This is a genomic window from Pseudoalteromonas agarivorans, from assembly GCF_024518735.1.
Classification (GTDB): Bacteria; Pseudomonadota; Gammaproteobacteria; order Enterobacterales; family Alteromonadaceae; genus Pseudoalteromonas; species Pseudoalteromonas atlantica.
Genome location: NZ_JANIGJ010000011.1, coordinates 21,614 through 39,448 on the forward strand (window position 1 = coordinate 21,614; position 17,835 = coordinate 39,448).

A 17,835-nucleotide genomic window follows, 5' to 3' on the forward strand; every position below is an offset into this window, starting at 1 on the left:
TAAGCCTCTTTATAATTACTTAGTTTTTAAAAATTTGCACTTTGCCTGTTGTTGGAAAGTACGAAAACCCTACTTTTTTAGCCATAACGGCGCCATCGGTAGGTAGGTTATTGGTGTTTAAATTATGAGTTAAATAATAAATACACTGGTTGTTTTTAGTGTTATAACGCACTAAATAACTCACCTTGGTTATTATAGAAACCTCGGTACTTAATGTGCTTGTAGGCGCATCTTGTAAAATTACACTTAATACTTTTTGGCATTGCAGTGCAGTCATTGCGCTGGCCCGCGTATCAGTATTAGTCGTTTTATCACCCGTTGGTGTGCCTCTCTCTCCATCGACACCAACAATGACACCTCCGTAATTAATATGTGTTGTATTATTAACGCCCTTTGGACGCCCCGATAATTCCCACTGACCTTTGACCATCAACACCGCAGAGGCAAACCCACCAGCCACCACATCCACACTCGCATTGTGTGCCTGATTTTTAATGCCTATGTATTGAGGTATAGCAAAAGCCATAATAACTGCCAGTAAAACAACTACTAAAACGAGCTCAAATAACGAAAAACCTGTTGCACGAACACGACAGTTAGTCACAATGGCTACCCTTTAATAGCCGACATCATGTTCCACATCGGCATAAAAATACCGAGTGCTAAAATAAGCACCATAATGGCAACAAACACCGTCAAAATGGGCTCTATTTTTGCGGTTAAACTGCGTAAATCGTAATCGACTTCTCGTTCATAAAAATCAGCCGCTTCTTGTAATAACTCATCTACGCGACCGGTTTCTTCACCCACTGCCACCATTTGCAGTACCAACTGTGAAAATAGCTCGCTACTTCGCGAAGCCCGCAACAAGCTGTCACCTTTTTCGATATCTTGACGCATGGTGATGATGGCTTTTTCCATGTAGCTGTTATCAACTGCATGGGCCGTTAACGACAGCCCTGTCGTCATAGGGACGCCCGAGCGCAGCACCATGGCTAAACTTTGGCTATAACGGCCAAGTAAGGTGCGTTTTAAAATATCGCCTACAAATGGAATTTTGAGTTTGTGGTGATCCCACTTAAAGCGCCCAGCCGACGTATTTAAATACCGACGCCATGCAACGACTCCCCCCACTAACATTAGCGCTAGCAGCCACCAATAATTGACAAAAAAGTTACTGGTGCCAATGAGGATCTGAGTCATTAAAGGCAGCTCTGCATCAAACTTTTCGAACATGCTGGCAAAGGTTGGGATCACAAAAATATTTAATATGATCATCGCAACTAAAAGTGCCAAAATAACAAAAGTGGGGTAACGCATAGCGGCTTTTATGCGCTTACGAGTCTCTTGCTCTTTTTCAAAGTAAATAGCCAGCTGATAAAATGCATCTTCTAATCGTCCCGAGCCTTCTCCGACTTTAACCATAGAAATAGTTAAGCGGCTAAACACCTTGTTATGTATAGCTAACGCACTAGATAGTTCACGGCCTTGTTCGAGCTGGCGTGTTACCTCAAGCAATACACTTTTAAACTCTTTATTTTGCGTGGTATCAGCAAGCCCTATCATTGCCCTAATAATGGGGATCCCGGCTTTAAGTAAAGAATACATTTGCCGTGAAAACATGATCATGTCATCAAGGGTTATTTTTTCGCTAAATAGGTTATCGAATAACTTTATATTGTTTTTTGTTTCAACTAACGAAATTGAAATAGGTATGTACTGGCGCTTTAATAAGCTATCGGCAACACCGGCCTCATTATTTGCCTCAACACGCCCTTTAACCAGCGCACCTTTTGCGTCTTTGGCTTTGTAACTATAAAGCTGCATCGTCATCACCTACCACTTCAGGTACATATTCAGCCACTTTAAATACCTCATCTAACGAGGTAATGCCTTGCTTTGCATACGTTAAAGCCATATAAGAAAGCGGTGCAAAATTAGCGCTATTTTTAGCCGCTTCGGCAAAACGCTGCGTGTCGTTAATACGCAGGGCATCCATCATAGCGTCGTTCATTTCTAACAGCTCAAAAATCCCCACCCTGCCTTTGTAGCCGCTATGGCTACATGCTGTGCAGCCTTGGCCTCGCCAAAACTGTGTGCTGCTAATATCTTCGCCTAAATAGGTAAGCCAGCTTTGTTCTTGTTTATCTGGGTGATACGGTGTTTTACATTCATTGCAAATACGCCTAACTAAGCGCTGAGCAATAATAGCGCGTAGTGAGCTTGCAACTAGATAAGCGGGTGCTCCCATATCAATTAAGCGCATTGCGCTTGATATGGCATCGTTGGTATGTAACGTAGAAAGTACTAAATGGCCTGTTAATGCAGCCCTTAGGCCTATATCAACGGTTTCTTGGTCACGCATTTCGCCAACCATAATAATATCGGGGTCTTGGCGTAACGTGGTTCTTAATACACTGGCAAAACTTAAGCCTATTTTGTTGTTTATTTGCACCTGGTTTACCCGTCCAATGCGGTATTCAACCGGATCTTCTACGGTAATAATTTTACTTTCTTGTTGATTAAGCTCACTTAAAGCGCCATACAAGGTGGTCGTTTTTCCTGAACCGGTAGGCCCCGTCACTAACACCATGCCATGAGGGCGTTTTATAATGCTGCGCAGGCGTTTTAAAATATGCACCGGCATGCCCGTTTCTTCTAACGATAAAAGCCCTGCAGATTGGTCGAGCAACCGCATCACAACTGACTCGCCATATTGCACTGGCATTGTCGATAAACGTACATCAATGCTGTGCGCGTGCACTTTTATATTAAAACGGCCGTCTTGCGGTAAACGCTTCTCCGATATATCTAACCCCGACATAAGTTTTAGCCTAAGTACTAAAGCAGAGGCTATTTTTACTTGGTTTAATGTGTGCTCTTGCAATACACCATCAACTCGTTGGCGAATGCGTAATAGCCTTTCATCGGGTTCTATGTGGATATCTGAGGCACGTACTTGTACTGCATCTTCAAATATAGATTGCAGTAGTTTTACTACGGTGGCGTCAGAGGTTTCATCTGCTAAGGAATTAAGGTCAAACTCTTCTACGTCTTCGTATTCTTCGTGTAGCTTTTCAGCAAAGTTAGTAATCTCTTCTGTTCGGCGGTACACATTATCAAACGCTGCCATAAGCTGGCTTTCTTGCACAACAGCAAGCTCAATTCGCTTAGGGGCTAGCATTGGCGCTAACTGATCCAACGCTCTCAAATCAGCGGGGTCACTCATTCCGACTAACACAGAATCCCCGTTATCTTCTATTACTAATGCTCGGTAGCGTCTGGCATAAACCTCTGAAAGTAATTTAGATACATCTGAAGATATTTTGCGCTGCGAAATATCTAAAAACGGTATTTGTAATTGTTGGGCTAAAAAGCGCAATAATTGCGGCTCACTTATAAACTCAAGCGCAATTAATGTAGCCCCTAACTTTCGCCCTGACGCAGCTTGCACATTAAGTGCTTCACTTAGCTGTGCTTCGGTGATCATTTGCTCATGAACGAGTAAGTCCCCTAAACGCATTTTTAAACTGGGTCTCATACAGCCTCCTTCAATGCGACTAAGCGCTGTAGTGCATGTTGCGTCATTGCGGCATTTAAACCGCCTAAATCTAGGGCAACTTTATAAAGGTGCTTTGCATCAGCAAACTCCCCTAACGCATCTTTTGAAGTAGCTAACGCCAGCCACCATTTAGCCTGCTGAGGCTGAAGCTGTGTAAGCTGTGTAAAACTCGCAAGCGCTATTTGATGTTGCTGCGCATTTTGTGCTGCAGTGCCTTTTAATACCCAAAACTCCAAGTTTGCTTGCGGCTCAAGTTCGGCTATAAGCAGTTTAAGCACGCCTTCGTACTCTTGTTGCATAATTAAAATTTTACTGAGCATTACACGCCACTGCACAACCTCAGGGTTTATTTTTATGCCAGCAACTAATAACTGCTGAGCCATAAGTACATCTTGTTGCTGAAAATACGTTGCCGCGAGTAAATTACGCGCTTCTATATGCTCAGGTTGTGTTTGTAAAATAGCGGTTAAATCGTTAATCGCATCATCATATAAAGCAAATTCCAACGCTTGTTTAGCACGCTTTAATTGCACTGCTATACGCTGGGCTTTGGTTTGCTTAACACTGGCAGTTTTTACTAATTTATTTTCAGCGGGCGGCTGCTCAGCCTGTGTAATGCTTTTTACTGGTGCACTGCTTTTTGCTTCAACTGGGGCATTTATTTCTGTGCTAGTGGCTACTTTAGCGTTTGCTTCTGTGGGGCTTGCTTTTTTGCTCAGTAGCGCGGCTTTGTCTGCAGCGTGTTGCTGTATTACTTCGTCTTTTGCCTGATCAGGCAATGCGTTATTGCTTTGTACCTGCCCCAGCTCTTTTTGCGTATCTGCATTAATATGAGCTGCTTTAGCGCCAGTGTTTTCTTCGCTTAATTGTTTTAAGGGCTTAATTATAGGGGTAATTTTAGCTTGGGCAATTTCAATCGGCTGGCTGTTATTATTAACCGCATATGCTTTTTCAGCCGTGTCGCTACTCGCTTGTGGTGCCTGTGCAAAAGGTAAATAAAGGTAGGCTGTAAAAATTAGTACAATCGCTAATAAAACACTCAGCACTTTAAATAATACATCGTGGTAGTCGCGTACAGGGGGAATAGCGACCCCGCCACTTTGCTGATTACGCTGTGCAGTTTGGCGCTGGTCGATATTTTTTAGCATGTTATTAATAACACTCATAACCATTGCCTCCATACCCACATAATTGCAATAACAAAAACACTAATAGCTAATAAGCTGTAAGCCCAGTAATGGTTAGCATGGTGCTTTTTGCAATCTTCGGTGTCTGCAATGGCAAGATGTATATGGCGCGGTGTTACTTTATTAAGGCCTTCACCGTATGCCTGCAGTAAAACTTTATGGCATAAAATATTGACCAAACGGGGAATTCCTCGACTCGCACGCGCTATTTTTAACCCTAAACGATTCGTAAATAGTGGTGGCTGATTAAAGCCTGCCACCTGTAAACGGTGATTAATATAATAAATAACTTCACCGGCGGTCATTGCACGCAATGAGTAGGAAAAGCTGATACGCTGGCGTAGTTGCCTCACTTTACTATTAGCAAGTTTTTCATCTAATTCAGGTTGGCCAAATAGCACCACCTGAATAAGCTTTTCGGTTTCGGTTTCTAGGTTTGTAAATAACCGAAGCGCTTCAAGAGTATCCCAACTCAGGCACTGCGCTTCATCTATCAGTAGTACAACCCGTTCGTTATCTTCTTGCAGCTCTAGTAAGTAATGGTTTATTTGCTGACTTAACGATTGCTGATCTAGGCTTTTATCTACCTCCATGCCAAGTTCTACAGCAATAGCCCAACGTAATTCTTCAGGGCTTAAATAAGAATTAGGTAAATAAGCCACAAAGTAGTCTTCTTCAATTTGATTTAAAAGTTTTCTGCATAGTAAGGTTTTGCCTGTCCCTACTTCTCCTGTTACTTTTATAAATCCCTCCCCCATTTCTAGCGCTGTGGTAAGTACTTGCATCGCTTCGTGGTGCGGCTCAAGTGCACAAAAAAACTCGGTGTTTGGGGTTAAGGTGAAAGGCATTTCACTTAAATTAAAAAAGCTCAAATACATAGTTAGTTCTCATACCATGTATTTAACAACGCGCGGCTATGGGCCTGTTGCTTTTTCCAGGTGTCGGGCATCACCACCGTTGGCTTGATTAAAATAACGAGCTCTTTTTTCTCTTGGCGCTTACTAATACTTTTAAATAAATTACCTAATATTGGCACATCGCCCAAAATAGGTGTTTTCGATTCTTCATCTTCTGTGGTGGTTTGCATTAACCCACCAATTACGACTATTTCACCACTTTGAGCGCGGATCACCGTATCAGATTCACGAATATTGCTTTGTGCAAGCGGCAACTCAAAACGCTGATCATCTAATGTAATCACCTTGAGCTGCTCTTCTGTTTCAGTTACCGATGGGTGAACGTGCAAAATAACTGAGCCATATTTATCGATTTGTGGTGTGACATCTAAGGCAATTCCCGAAAAAAACGGAGTTAAATCTATTTCTGGTGACGTAGTCGTTGAAGTGCCCGTTACTGTTGTGCTCGAAACGTTAGTAACAAAGTACTCATCTTGCCCCACTTTAATCACGGCTTTTTGATTGTTTGTTGCAGTTACACGCGGGTTAGAAAGCATTTGCAGGTCGCCCTGCGTTTCAAGCAAACTAATTACGCCACTAAAGTCGCCTTTTTCAATCGTTAACGAGGAGACTCCTCCTAAAGTAGCTGAAATAGAATTACCTATGCTGCCTGCTGTTGTTGCAAACGACACCCCGCCTTCTAACCCTCTAGAAATCCGCTCCCAGTTAACCCCTTGTTGGTATTCATCTTTTAAGGTTATTTCGACAATTTTAGCCTCAAGAATAACTTGTCGCTGAAGGTTTTCTTGGCTTTGACGTAAAAAGTCTTTTAACTGGTTTATTTCACTTGGTAATGCATTAACCGTAACCAAGCTTGCCTGTGGGCTGGCAACCACATAACGACCATCGTTTGAACCAATAAGCGATTTAAGAGCAAGCTCAAGCTCCTTCCAAAAGTCGTTTTGGTTAATTGTTTGGATGCGAGAGCCATTTAGCTCGGTATTTTGATTATCGCTGCCAAACTGATTATTTTGGCTCGAATTATTACTACTGTTTGAGCTTGAATTTGAACTTGAGTTGTTTTGTGAAAACTGGCTCACTCCACCAGCAACAACACTTACCGTTGATTGCCCATGGCGCTGCATCATTAAATAATTAACCGGTATAGTTTCTGTGCGCATGACCGCAGGTAACACCTGCACAATACGACCTTCTTGGACAATATCTAACGGGTACATGCGTTTAATAACAGCTATAACTTCTTCAAACGTGACGTTTTTTAAATTTAAAGAAATAACTCCGCTCACCTTTGGGTGTACTGCCACGCTGTATGGAGTATCAGCAGTTAATCCATTAAAAAATGAGCTTATTTCTACCTCTTTTGCGGCTACATCAAAACGCTTTACAGCTAACTCATTTGTTAAACTTTGCTCGCTATTAAGTGATGAAAGTAAGCTTTGTGTAAGCGCGCTACTCACCTCTACCGGGGCAACACTTTTAGCATTATTGCTTATAGGAGCAAGCTCTTGTGCTATGTGTGGCTGAATCTCTTTTCCGGGCTTAAAACTATGGCACGCCGTTAAAAAAGGCGGTATTAAAATAAGCGCAAGCCATGGCTTTGTTATATTATTTTTTAATTTCATAGTCGTATAATTCTAATTTTATTTGCTTATCATCATTCGCTAACAGCACTGAATTGGCGTTTATTGTTAGCACCCGAAATTCACCTATTACATCTCCTGGCTTATACACCTGCTTAGAAATAATCGCTTTGTATTGCTTTTCGGTTTTAATAATTGACTGTAACGACAGCGCTGTATTGCTAACTGCAGCGCCTTTTAGTATTGGTGCATTGCTTGGCTGAGTAGGATCGCGCAGTATTTCAGCTGAACTAACAGAGAAAAAACACACGCAACATACACATAAACTATAAAGCGATAAATTTTTCATTGGCACTCACCGTTGCTATTTGTAATGTTAACTCTGCATTAGGGTATGTTTGCACCTGATAGTTAAACTGCTGTATTAACAACTTTTGTTGGCTAGCTTTAAGGCCTTCTAAATACTGCTGTAAGCTAAAATAACGCCCCTGCAAAGTAACCACCATTTGGTGTTCGAAAAACAAGGTTTGCGTATCGTGCTCACCGAGCTTTTCTACATCAATTGCTTTTGCTGGGTTTACTCTAAAGCCAACCACTTGCACATCGGGGGTATTTACTAATAAATCCTTTAATACAGCAGGTACTTTGTTTGCTGAAATAAAGCCTTGGCTAAACGTGCTTAACTTATTATTTATATCTTCTAGCTCGCGCTGGGTTTGCCCTACCTGATTTCTGAGTACTTTAGTGTAGTCATGCTCTAATGCCTGAGTAAGCATAGAGAGCTGTGCTTCATTTTGATTGAGTTTTTGCCACAATGTATTTTGTTCCACGCGTAAACTATTTACTGCATCTTGCTGTGGAAAAACCACAAACCATAAACCTAAATAAACAATAAGAAATAAGCCAACAAACAGCACAGAATACTTTTCCCGCTGCTGTAACGCCGCAAATTGTGCTTGGTATTTAACAAATAATGGCCAGCCTTTATTTTCATTTTGCTCATTCATTGTGTTACCTCACTTGAACTAAGCTCTGTAGCCACATTAAACTCGCTCAAGCCATCACTGCTCGACAGCTCCAGCACTGAAAACTCCTTCCCTTTAAAAAAGCTCGATTGCTTGAGATTAGCAAGCCAAATAGGTAAAAATTTGGCTTGCTGAGTACGTCCTTTGAGCATTACTTTTTGGCCTTCAAATTTTATCTGATCAAGCCAAATTTGCGGCTCGTGGTACGCTGCCAAATCGCGCATTACATCGGCATAATCCGTTTTCGTGTGCATGGATGTGTTTTCTAAATAATCAAACACCTGCTGTTTATGCAAAATTTCTTGTTGCAGTACTTTTAGCTCATCTATCAAATGCGATTTATTTTGTTTATCAGCTAATCGCTGCTTTACCACGTTTAATTGCTGCTGCGTTTGCTTTAGATAAGCTTGGCTTTGTGTAAGTAATTGCTGGCTATTGTGCTCTTCGTACAAATAAAACAACCAAGTTAATGCAACCACTAGCAATGTACCTAGCCACAGCAACAGCATTCCTTTAAAGGGCACGGGGTCGCGCCTAACCCTAATGGCTTTTTGGTAAAAATTAATCCGTGTTTTCATAGCACTGAATCCGGATCGGTTAATTGATACGCTGCGCCTAATGCGTAATAAAAGCTGGGTTCGAGATCCTGTGCTAAATCTATATTAGGTTTAAAATCAACAACCTTTACTTGCAAAAATTCTGCAAGACCTGCCCTTAACGTCAAAGACGATAAATCATCGCAATGCAGCTGAATGCTTCTGATAGGAGGCTGTTTTAGTTGGCTTTCAAAAAAATCCATTGATCGTTGGATCTCAAGCCCTAAGGCTTCAACCAAACCGTGTGTGCGCTCTTTATCTGAAATGCCTAAAAACCCGTTTAAACGCCTAGCTAATAAAAGCTGACCATCACGAATAATTAAAATACGCGGCTCATGCCCTGCATGTTGCACTATAAGCATGTGCGCGCTTTTATCTTCGCCAAACAAGGTCACTAAAATCATTTCTTCCGAGGTCATTGCTCTGAGCACAGGCTTTATTTTTGAAAAGCTATCAATAAAAGGCAGCAACTGTAGTTTATTAGTAATAAACACATTCATTTTACTGCTTTGCATAGGCTGAATAATGGGGTAATCGATAAAGTCGGCAACAATGTTCTCTGGTGGAATATCAACTAAGTCTTTTGTTGTCCAAGGTAAGGATTGAATGATCTCTTCGTCACTCAGCATGGGTTTATCCATTTGCACTATTTGATAAAAATAATGAGGAACCACTAAATTTACAGGGCACACCTCAGCGCAAACTTCATTTGTGCAAGTTGCAATAGCGACTGTATAATCCGTTTGGTCCTCTACATTCACACTGTGTGAGTTATGTACGTACCACTGCCCTTGATTTTTTTTTAAACACACCGCGTTTACTGTATCTGCATAAGTAGCAATACCAATCGCTGTGCTTGAGTCTAAACTGCGATTTAACCAAGATAACAACGAAAACAGCTTTTTTTTCATATAGCTACTATTGTTAATAAGAGATTAATTAAGTGTCGTACAAGTTTTTTAGTTTGCAAGTTTAAACGCGAGAAATAATGCTTAACTTATTTAATATTGAAAAAGAAAGCCCAATACAACAAATAGATAGCGACTGTCTAAAAAAGAGAAACATACGGTTAAGTATAAAAAGAGATGACTTACTTCACCCGCTAATAAGTGGTAATAAATGGCGTAAGCTAAAATATAATTTACAGCAAATGCAAGCCCTTAATAAAACACAACTACTCACCTTTGGGGGGGCTTTTTCTAATCATGTTCACGCCTGTGCTGGGGCGGGTAAACTATTTAATATAAAAACCCACGCCATAATTAGAGGGCCACACTTAGATACTCAAAACCCCACCCTGCAATTTGCTAAACAGTGTGCTATGGATTTACATGCGGTTACTCGTATTGAATATAAGCAGCGCCATGACCCAGATTATTTAGCCCATTTGCAAGCACGCTTTACACAAGCCTATATAATTCCAGAAGGTGGAAGTAATACATACGCCCTGCCTGGGTGTGCTGAGCTTGCTAAAAGCTTACCAAAGCATGATTACTTAGTATGCCCCACCGGGAGTGGAGGAACACTAGCAGGCTTAATTGAAGGTAGCTATGAGGCCACACAGCTGTTAGGAATTGCGGTATTAAAACAAGCCGAGTACTTGAACAAAGAAATTACAGCACTCAGTAAAAAAGCAGCTCAGCAATCCAATTGGCAGCTACTTACTGAGTTTCATGATGGCGGTTATGGCAAATTTAGTAATGACTTATGGCAGTTTTGCCAACGCATGCAACAGCAACATAACTTACCTCTTGAACCTATATACAGCGGTAAAATGATGTATGCACTATGGCAACTTATCGAGCAAGATTACTTTGCTGCTGGTAGTCATATAATGGCGATTCATACAGGCGGTTTACAGGGGCTCAATGGGCTAAAATATCGAGGCCTTATCTAAGGCTATTAACCTCTGGGTATTAAAACATGCTTACTTAGGGCCAGTTTAACCACGGTGTAGTGTGTAACCTAGTGAGCTCTACAACCGCTGCTAGAGTGGCCCTTTTGGCTGTACTTAGCTTAAAAGGATTAACTGGCCTTAGTAAAACGTGGCATGCGTGTATTCCTGCAAGGGCTCAGAAAAGTAAAAACCTTGTGCGGCAACTACGCCTAGTTTAGCCAACATAAGTAGCTCTTTTTGGGTTTCTACACCCACCGCGTACACAGGTATATTGAGCAACTTGCTTTGCGCCACAATGTTTTTAACTTGTTTTTGCTGTTGTGTTTTTTCATCCACATTATGAACAAGCGGATACCCTAGTTTTATACCGCTAACTAATTTTTGAGAAGCAATTTGGTTAATGTGCTCCACATTCTGTACATTATCAATCACCAGCAAACTTTGTAGGGCTGTCAGTTTTTCAAAGGCGCCTGCTAGTTGCGCTTGGTACTTAATAAAGTCTGCTTCGCTAATTTCAAACTGTAACTTTCGCTTTGTCGTAAAATCTTTCATATTAGTGACAAACCAGCTCCAAAACTGCTCGTTAAACCAATTACTTATATGCAAATTAACGCTCACCGTTAGAGCACTGGGCTCAGCTAAAATAAGCTTTTTAACTTGAAGTAGCACCGCTTTATCTAACTCAAATGCTTGGTGATTGTTAAAGTCTTGATTAATAAAGTAACGCGCAGCTAATAAACCGTGCGGTTGCTGCCTAATTCTTATTAGCACTTCATGTTGTACAATATCGCCGCTGGTGATCATAAATAACGGTTGAAAGAACAAGATAAATTTATTCTTTTTAATATTTTCAATAACCTGCTTACTTGAAATTAAGTTCCCTTGCTCGTGCTGTAACGCGAGCCTATGCCAGTGCTGAATTAAGCTTTTTTCTGAAAATACTAAGGCCGACTTAGCGAGTTTAAAAATAACGGGTTGCTCAGCAGCATATCGATAATCGCACAGACCAACCTTTATGTTTTTACGCGTTACTGTGCTTCGATAACGCTTACAAATTTGATAAACGCATTCGTGTAGGCTTTCACTGTATGTATCTAGCTTTGCTACGGGGATATTATTTAAAGTAATAGCAAGGTTGTTAGCATCAAATACATTAACTGATACTGCAGGAAGCTCTTTAAAATATTTTGCTATCAATACCTTAAAGCTTGCTTGGGTATCGGTATGTTCATCAAACACACAATCACATTTCACTATGGCAAATAAGCTATGTCGCGCTGCACTAACACCGTACATAGACTTTACTTCGCAGTTTAATGTGGTGATTTGCGTAGAAAGTTTTTTTGCAGCTTTAGTTTTGCTGTAAGGCAATGGCAGGTTCGCTGCCGGTTTTGTTACTAATACTTTCCACCATCTAACCCACCAGCTAGTGGCACCTAATATAATGATATTTAATAGTAAAAATAAGTAAGCTTGCTCCACCCAGGCAGGCCAGTGGTATAAACTTATGCTGAGCGTTTTATAGCTAAATACATCGTGCTGTATATCAACTAAGTATTTGAAGTGTTCGGCATTGGAGTGTGCAGCCAGCATAAAGCCCTTACTTTGCACCAATGCCTGCACTATTTCTTTATCGGCATTGGCATTAATTTGCAGCTCAAAAATTTGCTGTGTTAACTGCTGACCATTTTTATGAATTTTTTTATGGAGCGTATCATTTAAAAGCACATTAAAAATAATTACCACCAGCGTGAAACTGGTTAAGTAAATTATTTTTTTTTGCTCAGCAATTTTTATTAAGGCTTTATGCATAGTGCTCTCTGTGGCAACGCGACTATTTAAAGTGTTGTTCAAAATAGTCATTAGCACAAGCAGGCAAAGCAAGTTTAAATGTTTATAATTTTGCTAAACAAAAAAACCCCGTGTAAACGGGGTTTTGGCAAATAGTTTATTACTTTTAGGGTTGCTCGCCCTGCGCGTTTAATATCATTTCGCCGTCTTCTTTGTATAGCTCGCCTTTAGGCCATTGCGCTAACAACGTTAAAACTTGCTCACTAGGGCGACATAGCTTAACCCCTTTTTCGGTGCACACTACAGGTCTATTAACCAATATAGGGTGCTTAAGCATGGCCTCTAAAATAGCTTCATCTGTTACATTTTCATTTAACAAGCCTAGCTCTTCAGCAGGCGATTTACTCACTCTCAACGCTGTTTTTGGTGTTAAGTTTGCTGCGGCAAATAATGCTAACAATTGAGGTTTTGTCCAGCCCTCTTTAAGGTATTCAATAACCGTGGGGTTATAGCCAGCGGCTTTAATAATCTGCAATACATTGCGCGATGTACCACAATCAGGATTATGATGAATAACGACCATGACACTCTCCTAGTTAAACCAATGACGCGTTTTATTAGCAAAATAAACTAAGCTAAGCATAACAGGTACTTCAACAAGAACGCCCACAACGGTGGCAAGCGCAGCACCAGAGTGTAAACCAAATAATGAGATGGCTACGGCAACAGCAAGTTCAAAAAAGTTAGAAGTTGCAATCATGCAAGCTGGAGCTGCAATATTATGAGCTAGGCCCATTTTTTTTGCGGCTATATAGGCTATTGCAAAAATACCGTACGTTTGAATAAGCAGCGGAATAGCAATCAATACAATGGCTTCTGGGTTATCTATTAATGTTTGAGACTGAAAACCAAATAAAAGTGCCACCGTTGCCAGTAAGCCAATTATAGAATACGGTTTCATTACCTTTAAAAAGTGATTTAACCGTGTGTGATCTTCACCTTTATCTAACTTTTTGCGGGTAATAGCGCCTGCTATTAATGGAATAAGTACATACAAAAGCACCGAGAGTAATAACGTGTCCCACGGTACCGTTATGTCTGTTACCCCTAGTAATAAACCTGCGATGGGCGCAAAGGCAAAAATCATAATAATATCGTTGATAGATACCTGCACTAACGTGTAATTAGCATCGCCTTTTGTTAATTGACTCCACACAAACACCATTGCAGTACATGGTGCTACTCCTAATAAAATCATACCGGCTATGTATTCTGTTGCCGTTTGTGGGTCAACAAAGTCTGCAAAAATGCCTTTAAAAAATAGCCACCCTAGTAAGGCCATGGTAAAAGGTTTTATGAGCCAGTTGATAACGACTGTCAGTACTAAGCCTTTAGGCTTTTTGCCTACATCTTTAATAGAAGAGAAGTCAATTTGCACCATCATTGGGTAAATCATAAACCAAATGAGTACAGCGATAACAATATTTACATGTGCATATTCTAAGCTTGCAACAACACTAAATACATCGGGTACGGTGTAACCGGCGACAATCCCTACCGCGATTGCCAGCGCAACCCACACCGATAAAAAGCGCTCAAATAACCCCACAGTAACCTCCTAAATGTCTTTTTGATTTACGCGTTTACTGAGCTGCTCTGCTGTTTCTACTCGCTCAGAGTATCTATCAACAAAGTAATCTTTTTGGTCGCGCATTAATAAGGTAAATTTTACGAGCTCTTCCATTACATCCACAATTCGATTGTAAAAAGCGGAAGGCTTCATTCGGCCATTTTCTTCAAATTCTAAAAACGCTTTAGGCACCGATGACTGATTAGGTATTGTTACCATGCGCATCCAGCGCCCTAATACGCGTAACTGATTAACCACATTAAATGACTGCGAACCACCACAAACCTGCAGCACAGCCAGCGTTTTTCCTTGTGTAGGTCTTACGCCACCCAGGTTTAATGGAACCCAATCAATCTGGTTTTTAAATACACTCGTCATAGCACCGTGTCGCTCCGGCGAGCACCATACTTGCCCTTCAGACCAGAGCATTAAATCACGTAGCTCTTGCACCTTAGGGTGCGTCTCATCTTCACTATCTGTTATGGGTAAACCTTCAGGGTTAAATATTTTAACCTCAGCACCAAAGTGGGTTAGCAAGCGTGCACTTTCTTCTATAACTAACTTGCTATATGAGCGAGCTCTTAGCGACCCGTATAACAATAAGATTTTAGGTTTATGAGATGAAAACGTTAGCGTGAAATCCTTAACGGTAGGAGGAGTGCTTTGTGAAAGTTCTAAATTAGGTAGCTCGTGTTCAATTGATTTACTCATAATCCTTAACCTTGTAGTTTTATAGTGAACTAAATATATGAAAAAACGAATATATGAAATTTCACATATTAAAAGGTGTGAGTCAAACCCTATTTATATAAATTTTACGTTTGGTTTTTTAACGTTGCAGGTGTTAAAGCCTGCTATTAAAGGTAGGTAATTGATAAGTTTATTTATTTAAGCAATTAAGTATTGTATCTCGTAATGTTTTAGCTTTTATTGGTTTAGCAACATGTGCATTCATACCAATAGATAGGTAGTGAGTAATATCATCTTTCATTACGTTTGCAGTTAACGCAATGATAGGCATAGAGGCAAGCGCAGTATTGCTGTCACTGCGTATTACTTTAGTCGCTTCTACACCGTCCATAATGGGCATATGAATATCCATTAAAATAATATCAAACGTTTCTAATTTTACGGTTTGTATGCATTCTAAACCATTTTCTACTACGTGCACCTGCGCCCCACTGGCGGCTAATATATCGGATACAATTAACCTGTTTATGGCGTTATCTTCCACAACGAGTATTTTTACCCCTTGCAGTGGCTTTTCGGTGGCAGGTTTATGGGTATTACTTGTAGAAGGGCTAACCACTTTGCTTTTCATCGCTTCAAATAACACGCTGGTAAGCACAGGCTTATGCAAAATAGTTTTAATGTTTATTTTTTTAGCTATGTCGTAAATTGCGTCGTTTTTGCTTGCTGTAAGTACAATTATATTGTTGCAAAGCTGTGGGTTTACGTTGTAAATGCGAGTAAAAAACGTTTCACTGCTCATGGTCGGCATTTCACAATCAACAATAATAATTTTATAAGTGTTTATATTTTTTTTAATTATCTCTATTGCATCACTTGCCTGCGTGCAAGGTGTACAACGCAGCCCCATTGCACTAAGCTGACTTTTAATTAAGCTTAAATCATCTTCGTTATCATCTATTAGTAATACATCAAATGGTTCAGCAAATGATAACTGTGGGCTGTCTTCTATTAATGCTTGGGTGTTTACCTCAACGTTTATGGTAGCAATAAACTCACTGCCTTCACCTTGCGTGCTGCTTACAGAAATATCGCCACCCATTGCTTGGCATAAACGTTTACTAATGGCTAAGCCTAACCCCGTTCCCCCGTATTTTCGGGTTGTAGAGCTGTCGGCCTGAGTAAATGATTCAAACAAGTTAGGTAAGCTTTTTTCATCAATACCTATGCCGGTATCTTTAACACTAAAGCGTAAAACAGTACTTTTGGTGTCATGGGGGGCTTCTTCTGCGTCTATTTGCACCGAAACAGCTCCATTAGAGGTAAACTTAATCGCGTTAGAGCACAAGTTAATTAATACTTGGTTTATACGCACCACATCGCCAACTAAGTTATGTTTAACGTTATCGCTAATATTAATCTCAAACGCAATACCTTTACTCCGCGCCCTATTTTCAAATGTGGTCGTTATATAATCGACAACCGCGTTTAACGAAAATGCAAAGGCCTCGAGTTTGATATTTCCTGACTCGATTTTTGAAAAATCTAAAATGTCATTAATAACCACAAGCAATTGATCTGACGAGTACTTTATTTTTTCTAAATATTGTTTATCTTCTTCAGGTAAGTTTTTGCCCAATAAAATATTTGTCAGCCCTATAATGCCACTCATTGGGGTTCTGATCTCGTGACTCATATTGGCTAAAAATTCAGATTTTGACGAGGTAAGTTGCTCTGCTTCTTCTTTAGCTTGTAATAGCTCTTTAGTGCGTTGCTCTACACGCGATTCAAGTCGTAGCTTTTCTTCATCAAGCGCGTTTACAAGCTGAATGCGGCGGCGGTTTAATCGTAATACAAACACTAAAAAAGCGCTCAATACAAAAATAGTAATGGCGGCGCTGTAAATTAACACTTTATTTTGTTCAAAGTAACTCGGCTTGTAATAAGCAATAATCGATTTTTCTGGCAGGCTTTGCGGGGCAACATTATATTTTTTTAGCTGTCGCCAATCGTATTTATGAACACTTAATTTTTCATCGCTTATAGTAGGTAACACGTTATTTTCACTGTAAGAAATAATAGCTTCACCCACGCGTTTACCTATTTTCTCACCTGATAAAACATAACCACCCACTACACCTGAGCCCAACAAAACTTCCCAGTAGCTAAAAATGGGGGCGTTACTGTGCTGAGCGAGTAAGCTGACGAGCTGATACGGGCTAATCGACTTATTTTCGTAATTTCTAAATATAGGGGTAAATAAAATAATAGCGTCTGAAGGCGCATTTTTTACTTTTGTCATCAGTTCTGCAGCAGGAAGATCAAACCATTGCTCAACTTCTAAATACGAAAAATCTTGGCTGATAATATTAAACAGCCCCGTATAAAAGTTTATACCTATTTCATTTTTAGTATCTAAGATGACTATGAGCTTTTTAGGTTTCATTAAATTAACCGCGCTGGCGGTTGCTTGCTTGTAGTCTAACTTAGCCTGCATTGAGGCATTATTAGTGTTTGCCGGTAGCCTAAACTGTTCGCCAGGTTCTAAATAAATTTTTGGTGTGCTAGTAAAAAAATCATTCAATTGCGATATTAACGTGGCAGCTGAGGGGGATTGCGTGACAATTATATCTATGCGCTTATTTTTATATTTTTGCTTAAGGTAGTCGCTCATTAATTGCGTTTGAGTGGCCTCATCAAAGCGCCCTACATCAATGTTTTCAACAAAAAGCTCATAGTCAAAAGTTCGTGTTGATAGCTCGCTATTTAAGCCCTCTTCAACACTTTTATGCCAAGGCATATGTTGGTTGGTAGAATTGATAAATAAGACATTGGTAATTTTAGAATCCGGTTGAGCGCTTACCGGCAAACTGGCAAATTGAAAAACAAGAAATAAAAATAAAATAATGGCTTTCATGTTTCTCATAGTTGCTTGAAGTGATTAGTACCACTAGAGTAGA

The 17,835-nt window shown here is 40.2% G+C and carries 16 protein-coding genes; 1 reads left to right on the forward strand and 15 read right to left on the reverse strand.

Annotation, left to right across the window (positions count from 1 at the left end; genetic code table 11):
• Positions 1 to 19 precede the first annotated feature (19 nt).
• Genes NQT65_RS16915 through NQT65_RS16960 form a run of 10 tightly spaced genes read right to left on the reverse strand, consistent with a single transcriptional unit; the run spans position 20 to position 9,778 of the window.
• The gene (locus tag NQT65_RS16915) at positions 20 to 604 is read right to left on the reverse strand and encodes an agglutinin biogenesis protein MshB (protein WP_126005698.1); all 585 of its coding nucleotides are present in this window, start codon (positions 602 to 604) and stop codon (positions 20 to 22) included.
• 5 nt (positions 605 to 609) lie between these two features.
• Positions 610 to 1,827, reverse strand: coding sequence for a type II secretion system F family protein (locus NQT65_RS16920; RefSeq protein ID WP_096041080.1), 1,218 nt, complete (start codon positions 1,825 to 1,827; stop codon positions 610 to 612).
• Positions 1,814 to 3,541 carry a GspE/PulE family protein gene (locus NQT65_RS16925; RefSeq protein ID WP_256851621.1) on the reverse strand — a complete coding sequence of 576 codons (1,728 nt, stop codon included), beginning with the start codon at positions 3,539 to 3,541 and terminating at the stop codon, positions 1,814 to 1,816. Before NQT65_RS16925 ends, NQT65_RS16920 begins: the two co-directional genes overlap by 14 nt.
• Positions 3,538 to 4,728 carry a tetratricopeptide repeat protein gene (locus NQT65_RS16930; protein WP_256851622.1) on the reverse strand — a complete coding sequence of 397 codons (1,191 nt, stop codon included), beginning with the start codon at positions 4,726 to 4,728 and terminating at the stop codon, positions 3,538 to 3,540. The genes NQT65_RS16925 and NQT65_RS16930 overlap by 4 nt, the downstream gene beginning before the upstream one ends.
• Positions 4,725 to 5,627, reverse strand: coding sequence for an ExeA family protein (locus NQT65_RS16935; RefSeq protein ID WP_126005692.1), 903 nt, complete (start codon positions 5,625 to 5,627; stop codon positions 4,725 to 4,727). Before NQT65_RS16935 ends, NQT65_RS16930 begins: the two co-directional genes overlap by 4 nt.
• Before the next feature lie 2 nt (positions 5,628 to 5,629).
• Positions 5,630 to 7,288 carry a pilus (MSHA type) biogenesis protein MshL gene (gene mshL, locus NQT65_RS16940; RefSeq protein WP_256851623.1) on the reverse strand — a complete coding sequence of 553 codons (1,659 nt, stop codon included), beginning with the start codon at positions 7,286 to 7,288 and terminating at the stop codon, positions 5,630 to 5,632.
• Positions 7,272 to 7,595 carry a hypothetical protein gene (locus NQT65_RS16945; RefSeq protein ID WP_064386227.1) on the reverse strand — a complete coding sequence of 108 codons (324 nt, stop codon included), beginning with the start codon at positions 7,593 to 7,595 and terminating at the stop codon, positions 7,272 to 7,274. The genes mshL and NQT65_RS16945 overlap by 17 nt, the downstream gene beginning before the upstream one ends.
• On the reverse strand, positions 7,573 to 8,253 hold the full coding sequence (locus tag NQT65_RS16950) for a hypothetical protein (protein WP_024032505.1): 681 nt from the start codon (positions 8,251 to 8,253) through the stop codon (positions 7,573 to 7,575). The genes NQT65_RS16945 and NQT65_RS16950 overlap by 23 nt, the downstream gene beginning before the upstream one ends.
• Complete coding sequence (locus NQT65_RS16955; protein WP_256851624.1) at positions 8,250 to 8,849, reverse strand: PilN domain-containing protein; 600 nt, start codon at positions 8,847 to 8,849, stop codon at positions 8,250 to 8,252. Before NQT65_RS16955 ends, NQT65_RS16950 begins: the two co-directional genes overlap by 4 nt.
• On the reverse strand, positions 8,846 to 9,778 hold the full coding sequence (locus NQT65_RS16960; RefSeq protein WP_054982911.1) for a hypothetical protein: 933 nt from the start codon (positions 9,776 to 9,778) through the stop codon (positions 8,846 to 8,848). The genes NQT65_RS16955 and NQT65_RS16960 overlap by 4 nt, the downstream gene beginning before the upstream one ends.
• 77 nt (positions 9,779 to 9,855) lie before the next feature.
• Here NQT65_RS16960 and NQT65_RS16965 point away from each other — a divergent pair, with 77 nt between their 5' ends.
• On the forward strand, positions 9,856 to 10,764 hold the full coding sequence (locus NQT65_RS16965; protein WP_138685373.1) for a 1-aminocyclopropane-1-carboxylate deaminase/D-cysteine desulfhydrase: 909 nt from the start codon (positions 9,856 to 9,858) through the stop codon (positions 10,762 to 10,764).
• A 138-nt stretch (positions 10,765 to 10,902) separates the two neighbouring features.
• On the opposite strand, the gene NQT65_RS16970 is transcribed toward NQT65_RS16965, so the two are convergent.
• From NQT65_RS16970 to NQT65_RS16990, 5 genes are all read right to left on the reverse strand, one after another.
• Positions 10,903 to 12,576, reverse strand: coding sequence for an EAL domain-containing protein (locus NQT65_RS16970; RefSeq protein ID WP_256851625.1), 1,674 nt, complete (start codon positions 12,574 to 12,576; stop codon positions 10,903 to 10,905).
• A gap of 145 nt (positions 12,577 to 12,721) precedes the next feature.
• A complete protein-coding gene (gene arsC, locus NQT65_RS16975; protein WP_256851626.1) occupies positions 12,722 to 13,138 on the reverse strand; it encodes an arsenate reductase (glutaredoxin) in 417 nt (138 codons plus the stop codon).
• Between the two features lie 9 nt (positions 13,139 to 13,147).
• Positions 13,148 to 14,164, reverse strand: coding sequence for an ACR3 family arsenite efflux transporter (gene arsB / locus NQT65_RS16980; protein WP_256851627.1), 1,017 nt, complete (start codon positions 14,162 to 14,164; stop codon positions 13,148 to 13,150).
• A gap of 9 nt (positions 14,165 to 14,173) precedes the next feature.
• Positions 14,174 to 14,896, reverse strand: a complete 723-nt coding sequence (arsH, locus tag NQT65_RS16985) for an arsenical resistance protein ArsH (protein WP_024032512.1) — start codon at positions 14,894 to 14,896, stop codon at positions 14,174 to 14,176.
• Positions 14,897 to 15,065: 169 nt separating this feature from the next.
• The gene (locus tag NQT65_RS16990; RefSeq protein ID WP_256851628.1) at positions 15,066 to 17,792 is read right to left on the reverse strand and encodes a response regulator; all 2,727 of its coding nucleotides are present in this window, start codon (positions 17,790 to 17,792) and stop codon (positions 15,066 to 15,068) included.
• Positions 17,793 to 17,835: the final 43 nt, after the last annotated feature.